This is a genomic window from Sulfurimonas hongkongensis, assembly GCF_000445475.1.
Lineage (GTDB): Bacteria > Campylobacterota > Campylobacteria > Campylobacterales > Sulfurimonadaceae > Sulfurimonas > Sulfurimonas hongkongensis.
Map to the genome: position 1 here is coordinate 20,953 of NZ_AUPZ01000022.1, position 7,478 is coordinate 28,430.

Sequence of the window (7,478 nt, forward strand, 5' to 3'; positions counted from 1 at the left end):
TCAAATGTTTAGAAATACACAACTAAAGACTTACGACCTGAGCCAAGAAGAGTTAAGTAAACTTCAATGGGCAAAAGTATCTACAAGCAAAGGCGATATCTGGTTAAAGCTTTTTCCTGAGGAAGCCCCAAACACAGTTGCAAACTTTGCACACTTAGCAAACACTGGCTTTTATAATAATCTCAACTTTCACCGTGTAATCCCAGGTTTTATGGCACAAGGCGGATGTCCAACTGGAACTGGAACTGGTGGACCTGAGTGGGCTATAGCGTGTGAGACAGCACAAAATACTTCTCGCCATAGAAGAGGAACTATATCAATGGCTCACGCTGGACCAAACACTGGTGGAAGTCAATTTTTCATCACCTTTGTAGCAACTCCACATCTTGATGGTGTTCATACAGTATTTGGTGCTATAGAAGAAGATGATGCAGAGAGCTTCGCAGTTCTTGACTCGATTCAAGGTCAAGATGCTATAAACTCTATAGAAGTTTTAGAGACAAAATAGTTTAGACCTCCACCAAGTTCCACCTCTGTCGAGGTGGAACTATAAGAAAGTCAGAAGAGGAGTTACAAATCTTAGTCCATATCTGTTGCAGTGTAGATAGTCACTTTTTTCTGCAAAAACTTCATCATGACTTCCCAGATGAAAAACTCACAGCTTTTTTTTATGATCCAAATATCCATCCATATTTAGAATATAGACTCAGACTTTTAGATGTTAAACGATCATGCAGAAAACTTGGCATCTCTCTTATTGAGGGCGAATATGATTATGAAAACTGGTTGATTGCTGTAAAAGGTCTTGAGAGGGAGAGAGAAAAAGGTGCAAGATGCGAAGTCTGCTTTGATAGACGCTTTGAAGTTAGTGCAAAAAAAGCTCTTGAACTTGGAGAGAAAAAAATAACTACAACACTTCTCGTTAGCCCTCTAAAATCTCAAGAGCAACTAAAAAGAAGTGGTGATGCTTTTTTTAAAAAGTATGGAGTTGAGTTTATAGCACTTGATTATCGTTCAAATGGCGGCACTCAAGACCAGTCCCAAGTTACAAAAGAGGAGATGCTTTATCGTCAAGACTATTGTGGTTGCATCTATGGTCTAACTATGCAAAGAGAGGAACAAGATCGCATTATGGATGAGATGTTCTCACCCATCTCAAACACAACACTTCCAGCTTCCATTGAAGAACGTCTCGCAATGTATGAAAAAAGAGTTGAACTTGAAGAGCAAAACATAGAGTACAGGATAGTAAAAGAGAAGTTTTTAAACTACAGAGTTTTTAACTTCAAGCTAACTAAAGGCAAGGGTGAACTCATACCAGCTTACTCGATTTGTTACTCTATGCTTGATAAAAAAAAGGCTGATGGACGCATAGAGTTTAAAGATAAAAACATCAACTACTTCAATCGCCAAGAGATTAAGTTTATAGATTTAAAACACTTTAATGAGCTATGTGATTCAGACTATAAAAACATAAAAGAGCTAATCTTCAACCCTCCATCATTTGAAAAAGAACTTAGCATTAGAGCACTCATAGAACCAAACCCTTACTCTTTATCTCCCATCATTGTAGTTGAGCAGATATGTGATGCAAAACTCACAATATCACTAGATGCAACAACTTACCAAGACACTAAAGAAAAATTACTTATAATATAAATTCTCTTTGATGAGTAAATATTGCATTGTACTAATGATTATATAATCATTTTTTAGCTAAAATATCCAAAAATTACTATAAGGCTTCTTAGACTATGATTATGGATGTTATCGAAATTCAAAAGATTATACCTCATCGCTTCCCTTTTTTACTGCTTGACCGCGTAACTAACATTGTAAAAAATGAAACTCTTATTGGTTATAAAAATGTAACTATTGGCGACAATGTTTTTCAAGGACATTTTCCAGGACACCCTATTTATCCAGGCGTGATGATCTTAGAAGGAATGGCTCAAGCTGGTGGCATACTTGCATTTAAAAGCATGGACCATATGACCGAAAAAGAAGCTGCAAACAAAGTTGTTTACTTTATGAGCATAGATAAAGCCAAGTTTCGCTCCCCTGTAAAACCAGGAGATAAACTAGAATATCATATCAGTGTTATAAAAAATAAAGGCGCTATTTGGATGTTAGAGGGTAAGGCATATGTAGATGATGTTTTAGTTTCTCAAGCTGAGTTAAAAGCTATGATAGTAGATAAATAACTAAGATTTATGAACAAAGAACTAAAGTTTAAAACACAAAGAGATTAAATGTCAAACAATAAAATTTCCCCACATGCAATCATAGAAGATGGTGCAAAAATAGGCAAAGATGTTGAGATAGGAGCATTTTGTTTTATCTCAAAAGATGTAATCATTGGTGATGGCACCAAGATAGCGCAAAACTCCTGCATCTACGGAAAAACAACTATTGGAAAAAACAATACTATCTTCTCTCACTCAGTAATTGGCTCAATACCACAAGACTTAAAGTACGATGGAGAAGAAGTTGAACTTATAATTGGCGATAATAACAAGATAAGAGAGTTTACACTCTTTAACCCTGGGACAAAGGGTGGTGGCGGAAAAACCATCATAGGAAATCACAATCTTTTTATGGGTTATGTACATTTAGGTCATGATGTTATTATTGGAAACCACTGCATCTTAGCAAATGCTGCAACTTTAGCTGGTCATGTTGAAGTTGGAGATTACGCTGTTATTGGCGGTATGACACCTATCCACCAGTTTGTTCATATTGGAGATTATGCAATGATTGGCGGTGCTTCTGCACTTGCTCAAGATGTACCTCCCTTTTGTATGGCTGAGGGTAATCGTGCGACACTTAGGGGACTAAATTTAACAGGACTTAGAAGAAGTTTAGATAGAGAGGATATAAATGAGCTAAAATCTGCTTACAGAGATCTTTTTGAGTCTGGTAAACCTTTAAAAGAGAGTGCAAGTGAGCTTATTGAGATAACTCAAAATCACTATGTAAATGACTTATGCGACTTTGTGCTAAAGACAAAAAGAGGCATACCATTTGAGAGAAGAAGTGATGCTCAAAGAAAAAAATGATAAAAATTTTCGTGAATAGATGAGTAAAAAGGAAGTGAAATATGATTCATAGACATTGTAGTTTTTGTGACGCGAGTGAGAGTGAAGAAAACCCCCTAATAGCTGGTAATGGTGTTTACATCTGTAAAAACTGTGTGATTTCAGCCTATAAAATAATGTTTGGAGATGAAAAAGAGGCTTTGGGAGTAGATGAAGAAGAGCTCTTAGAGGCTGTAAACAACTTAATGACACCAAGAGAGTTAAATGAGTTTTTAGGCGAGTACATCATTGGACAAGAGAGAGCTAGAAAATTACTTAGTGTTGCAGTTTATAACCACTATAAAAGAATTTTTAAAACAAAACATGTAGTAGATGATGATACAGAGATAGCAAAATCAAATGTTTTACTAATCGGCCCAACAGGAAGTGGTAAAACACTTATGGCTCAAACTATTGCAAGAGTTCTCAATGTCCCTATAGCAATAGCTGATGCCACAAGTCTGACCGAAGCTGGATATGTTGGAGAAGATGTTGAAAATATCCTAACAAAGCTTATCCAAGCAGCTGATGGTGATGTTGAGAGGGCACAACAAGGCATAGTTTTTATAGATGAAGTAGATAAAGTTTCACGCATGAGTGAAAACCGCTCTATCACAAGAGATGTATCAGGCGAGGGAGTTCAACAAGCACTTCTAAAAATAGTAGAGGGTGCAGAGGTAAACATTCCACCAAAAGGTGGTAGAAAACACCCAAACCAAGAGTTTACAACTATAAACACTACAAATATTTTGTTTATCTGCGGCGGTGCATTTGATGGTCTTGATGAGATACTCAAGAAAAAACAAGGCGATAATGTTTTAGGTTTTGGACACGATAAAAAGAGCAAAGAAGAGAGAAAAATGACTTATGATATGGTTGAACCTGATGACTTGGTCTCATATGGTCTCATACCTGAGTTAGTTGGAAGACTCCCTATTATAGCTTCACTAAATGAAATAAGCGAAGATGATATGGTCCGAATATTGACTGAACCTAAAAACTCTCTAATAAAACAGTATAAAAAACTTTTCCTTATAGATGAAGTTGAGCTTAATTTTGAAGAAGATGCACTAAGAGCAATTGCCCAAAAGGCTATCAAAAGAAAGACGGGAGCGCGTGGACTTCGTGCAATACTTGAAGAAAATATGATAGATATAATGTATGAGCTTCCTGATTATGCAGGTTATGAAGTTTTAATAACTCCAGAGGTTATAAATGAAAATGTTGCACCCGTATATATAAAAAAGTCAACTAAAAAGATAGCGTAAACATAATATACAACAAATTTAAGGACAAGAGATATGATATTTAACAAACTAGTAGGGCTTTTTTCTAACGATTTATCTATAGACTTAGGGACTGCAAACACTATTGTTATTGCAAAAGGTCGTGGTATTATTATAAATGAGCCATCAGTTGTTGCAGTAAAAACAGAGAGATATGGACATCAAAAAGTTTTAGCAGTTGGACATGAAGCTAAAGAAATGGTTGGAAAAACACCTGGAAATATTAAAGCTATTCGTCCTATGAGAGATGGTGTTATTGCTGATTTTGATATGACTGAGAAGATGATTAGAAAGTTTATAGAAAAAGCGCATGGAAGAACTTCTCTTATAAGCCCTAGAATCATCATCTGTGTTCCTTATGGTTTAACTCAGGTTGAGAGAAAAGCTGTTCGTGAATCTGCTCTAAGTGCCGGTGCTCGTGAAGTGTTTTTGATAGAAGAGCCGATGGCAGCTGCTATTGGAGCGGGCATTGACATTCGTGAACCACAAGGAAACTTAGTTGTGGATATCGGTGGTGGTACTACTGAGGTTGGTGTTGTATCTCTTGGTGGTTTAGTCCTCTCAAAGTCCATCAGAACTGCTGGAGACAAGCTTGACAAGGGTATAGTTGATTATGTAAAGAAGAAGTATAACTTACTTATAGGTGAGAGAACTGCTGAAGAGATCAAAATCAACATAGGAACAGCTGTAACACTTGCTGAAGAGTTAACTATGGTTGTAAATGGTCGAGACCAAGTAGAGGGACTCTTAAGCTCAGTAGAGCTTACAAGTGAAGATGCAAGAGAGGCTATGAAAGAGCCTCTAAAAGAGATAGCAGAAGCACTTCGTGATGTTCTAGAGAAGATGCCACCAGATCTAGCTGGTGATATTGTAAATCACGGTATTATCCTAACTGGTGGTGGAGCTCTAATTCGCCAACTTGATAAATTTTTAGCCGATATCGTAAAGGTTCCTGTCTATGTTGCAGATGAGCCACTTTTAGCAGTTGCTCGTGGTACTGGTCGTGCCTTAGAAGAGATAGACCTACTCCAAGAACTTTTCGAAAATGAATAAAGAGCTTTTAGGCTTTTTTCTACTCTTTATCGCACTCTTTGTGAGTGCCTTATACTACACAAACACTATTCAAGGCCCTTTAATTTCGGCTCTTAACTACTTCAAATCACACTATCACAACTCTACAGAGTTTGTACAAAATAGTATCGATAAACATATCTTTCAAGCAAAAACTATAGCTTCATTAAAAGATGAGCTTCAAAGTTATGAAAATAACCATCTTGTAATGCAACAGATGGCATCTGAAATAAATGATCTTTTTAAAGCCAATAACTCTGAGATCACTATTGATCCAAAAGTTCAACTAGTCCGTGCTCTATCGTATCAAAAATTTGGCGATTTAAACAGAATTTGGTTAGATGTAGATGACTACAACTCTTCAAAAATCTACGGTTTAACATATAATGAGCTTGTAGCTGGGATAGTAGTGCCTCAAAATAAAAAACCCTTAGGACTTCTAAACAGAGATATCCAAAGCTCTTATGCTGTTTATGTTGGCAAAACAAGAGCACCGGGAATAGCACATGGAAACAATGCTAAAAACCTAGTGGTAAAGTTTATTCCTGCGTGGTTTAAGATAGAAGTGGGAGATGAAGTTATTACTTCTGGTTTAGATGAGATTTTTTTCAAAGGTCTAAAAGTTGGACGAGTTGTCTCTGTAAGTAAGTCTCAAGGATATCAAAACGCTCTCATAGAACCCTACTATGAATCAAATGACCCGAGCTATTTTTACATGATAAAAGAGCTTAGATGAGGACGCTTTTAATTTTAATTTTAATTTTTTTCAACCTTCAAGCAGAAGATAAAAAACATGATCTCTCAATAGGCGCTGGTGCGTACTTTCAATCTCAACCATATACAAATGTAGATACAAATATAATTGCTAGTCCTGTAATCTTCTTTGACAACTCCATAGTATATGCAAAATGGACAAGAGTTGGAGTCTATTTTTTAGGAGCTAGAGATGAAGACTTTGCTTGGGGATTTTCACTAACTGCTCAACCTAGAGTCTATGGTTACAAAGTAGATGATATAGATGGGATGGATGAGAGAAAAAAAACATTTGAGGGCGGTTTAGCCTTTAATGTGAAAAAAGGTTCAGCATACGTTGAGACAATGCTGTTAACTGATATTTTAGATAGATATGATTCATGGATAGTAAAGAGTGAGATAGGGTATGACTTTAAGGCTGGAGATTTTTCATTTTACCCTAGCCTAATTTTGATTTATGAATCAGCTAAATTTGTTGATTACTATTATGGTGTTAAAAAATCAGAAGAGTTAGGAAGCAGAAAAGCTTACTCTCCAAGTGCTGGCTTGATGGTAGGAGTTCAAACCTATATAAGACACCCTATAACTAAAAACATCTCTACCTTAGTAAACCTTCGAGTTGACAAACTCTCAAATGAAGCATCGTCAAGCCCTATAGTAAACGACGACTACATCTATTCCGGACTTCTCTCTTTGATATATACTTTTAAGTATTAGAACTTTAAATACAGAGTCTTTAGCACTACTATTATTTAAACTACTAACAAAGATTTTATATGTTATTTCCACGCTAGAATACATAACACACATTTTAATTGTAAGTTTTTTTTATTTTTTAAAGTTAATTTGCATATAATGTGCTTGATTAAATATACTGGATGTCCTGCCGTTGCATTATTTATTGTATTTATGATTAAAGATAAAATTATAAATTTATTTGGAGGTGGAATAAAGTCTGCCAAGCATGGCAATAGTGAAGTTCATTTTTTTGAAACAACTAAAAAAATAAAATATGAAACATCAATAAATCAAAATTTACAACAGTTAATACCAATAGACATAACTGGATTAAGTGTCAAGCGCAATCCAAAAATGTACCAAAACGCAGTGCAAAAATGCACCACTTCGTAACACTTATTATTTAACTGAAATGAGACCGTTTAAAATTTCGTGTCAGCTACATTTAGTAACATAAAGCTACACCTCTAAATATTTATCCAGCCTCCCTTCGAAAAAGATAGCAAGTTGAGAAATAGTCAGTGACCAATTTCTCACTGGCATACTCCATTTT

Annotated in this window: 8 protein-coding genes; all 8 read left to right on the forward strand. The window is 35.7% G+C overall.

Translation table 11 applies throughout. The features are described 5' to 3' along the window. Positions 1–4: 4 nt before the first annotated feature. The 8 genes from M947_RS23010 (at position 5) to M947_RS23045 (ending at position 6,904) form a co-directional block, all read left to right on the forward strand. Positions 5–508: a peptidylprolyl isomerase gene (locus tag M947_RS23010; protein ID WP_021288538.1), complete on the forward strand. Its 504-nt coding sequence runs from the start codon at positions 5–7 to the stop codon at positions 506–508. A gap of 68 nt (positions 509–576) precedes the next feature. Next, a complete protein-coding gene (locus M947_RS23015) occupies positions 577–1,659 on the forward strand; it encodes an epoxyqueuosine reductase QueH (RefSeq protein WP_031348209.1) in 1,083 nt (360 codons plus the stop codon). Between the two features lie 98 nt (positions 1,660–1,757). Next, complete coding sequence (fabZ, locus tag M947_RS23020) at positions 1,758–2,204, forward strand: 3-hydroxyacyl-ACP dehydratase FabZ (protein WP_174349086.1); 447 nt, start codon at positions 1,758–1,760, stop codon at positions 2,202–2,204. A gap of 48 nt (positions 2,205–2,252) precedes the next feature. After that, on the forward strand, positions 2,253–3,059 hold the full coding sequence (gene lpxA, locus M947_RS23025; protein WP_021288541.1) for an acyl-ACP--UDP-N-acetylglucosamine O-acyltransferase: 807 nt from the start codon (positions 2,253–2,255) through the stop codon (positions 3,057–3,059). Positions 3,060–3,100: 41 nt separating this feature from the next. Continuing rightward, positions 3,101–4,345, forward strand: a complete 1,245-nt coding sequence (gene clpX, locus M947_RS23030) for an ATP-dependent Clp protease ATP-binding subunit ClpX (RefSeq protein ID WP_021288542.1) — start codon at positions 3,101–3,103, stop codon at positions 4,343–4,345. Between the two features lie 33 nt (positions 4,346–4,378). Next, positions 4,379–5,416: a rod shape-determining protein gene (locus tag M947_RS23035; RefSeq protein WP_021288543.1), complete on the forward strand. Its 1,038-nt coding sequence runs from the start codon at positions 4,379–4,381 to the stop codon at positions 5,414–5,416. Continuing rightward, complete coding sequence (gene mreC / locus M947_RS23040; protein WP_021288544.1) at positions 5,409–6,170, forward strand: rod shape-determining protein MreC; 762 nt, start codon at positions 5,409–5,411, stop codon at positions 6,168–6,170. The genes M947_RS23035 and mreC overlap by 8 nt, the downstream gene beginning before the upstream one ends. Further along, positions 6,167–6,904 carry a MipA/OmpV family protein gene (locus M947_RS23045; RefSeq protein WP_021288545.1) on the forward strand — a complete coding sequence of 246 codons (738 nt, stop codon included), beginning with the start codon at positions 6,167–6,169 and terminating at the stop codon, positions 6,902–6,904. The genes mreC and M947_RS23045 overlap by 4 nt, the downstream gene beginning before the upstream one ends. Positions 6,905–7,478 lie beyond the last annotated feature (574 nt).